Origin of the sequence: Streptomyces sp. KR55, from assembly GCF_052245645.1 — a bacterium.
Classification (GTDB): domain Bacteria; phylum Actinomycetota; class Actinomycetes; order Streptomycetales; family Streptomycetaceae; genus Streptomyces; species Streptomyces flavusporus.
This window is the reverse complement of sequence record NZ_JBQQCE010000932.1, coordinates 1-1178: the sequence shown is the minus strand read 5'-3', so window position 1 is coordinate 1178 and position 1178 is coordinate 1. Positions and strand designations below refer to the sequence as shown.

1 protein-coding gene is annotated in these 1178 nt (G+C 62.6%); it reads left to right on the top strand.

The features are described 5' to 3' along the window. Window positions 1-58 precede the first annotated feature (58 nt). Window positions 59-1153 carry an IS630 family transposase gene (locus tag ACTWQJ_RS51600; protein ID WP_443313237.1) on the top strand — a complete coding sequence of 365 codons (1095 nt, stop codon included), beginning with the start codon at window positions 59-61 and terminating at the stop codon, window positions 1151-1153. Window positions 1154-1178 lie beyond the last annotated feature (25 nt).

The following is a 1178-nucleotide window of genomic DNA, read 5'->3' as shown; positions in this document are numbered from 1 at the left end:
CTAGTGTCTCGTGATCCTGTTCGTGGAACCTTACGCTTCTCTGCTCGTTGAGTCTGGTATGGATCTCTCCTCTGAACAGATGGCCGATCTACGGGAGTTGGCGAGCTCGCGTGATGTTCCGGCTGATGTCGCGCTTCGGGCACGGATCGTGTTGTGGTCCGCGGAGGGGCGGCGGCGCAAGGACATTGCCGAACTCGCCGGGGTGGCGCTGGTGACAGTCGATCGTTGCAAGGCCCGTTACGCCGAGCGGGGTCTGGCCGGTCTGGAGGAGAAGCGTCGGGGCGGTCCGCGTGATCAGGTGCCGCCGCAGACACGCGGGCGGGTGATCGCGTTGACGCGAATGTCGCCGCCGGCCGATTCGGGTCTGTCGCACTGGTCGACGCGGACGTTGGCGGCGTACTTGAAGCGTCGGGAGGGGATTTCGGTGTCCTGGCACTACGTCGCGAGGATCTGGCGTGAGGAGAATCTCAAGCCGCACCGCAGCGGCACCTTCAAGATTTCCAAGGATCCGGCGTTCGCGGAGAAGGTCGCCGACGTGATCGGCCTCTACCTCGACCCGCCGGGCGGCGCGGTGGTGCTGTCGATCGATGAGAAGACGCAGGTACAGGCACTGGACCGGACTCAGCCGGTGCTGCCCGTCACCTTCGCGGCCACTGAGAAGCGCACCCACGACTATGTGCGGCATGGCACGACCAACTTGTTCGCGGCCCTCGACGTCGGCACCGGGGAAGTCATCGGCGAGTGCAAGCCGAACCGGAACGCGAAGAACTTCCTCGCCTTTTTGAAGAAGGCTGTCAAACCGCATGCGGGCAAGGAGATCCATGTCGTCTTGGACAACCTCTCCACGCACACCACACCAGAGGTGAGGGCGTGGCTGTCGAAGAACCCGCATGTCCGCTTCCACTTCACCCCCGTCGGCTCCTCCTGGTTGAACCAGATCGAGATCTGGTTCGGCATCCTGACCCGGCAGTCGATCCGCCGCGGCACGTTCTCCAGCGTCAACGTCCTGATCAAGCAGATCCGCGACTACATCCGCTCCTGGAATGAGGAGGCAAAACCCTTCACCTGGACCGCGACCGCCGACGAGGTTCTCGCCAAGGTCCGACTCGTCCAGACCAACGTGAAGAAACTCGTCAACAACAATGCGAACTGACACAAACAGGATCACGAGACACTAG

Bases quoted from the DNA above. Each gene is read 5' to 3' on its own strand.
- ACTWQJ_RS51600 (WP_443313237.1), top strand. From the start codon at position 59: ATGGATCTCTCCTCTGAACAGATGGCCGATCTACGGGAGTTGGCGAGC.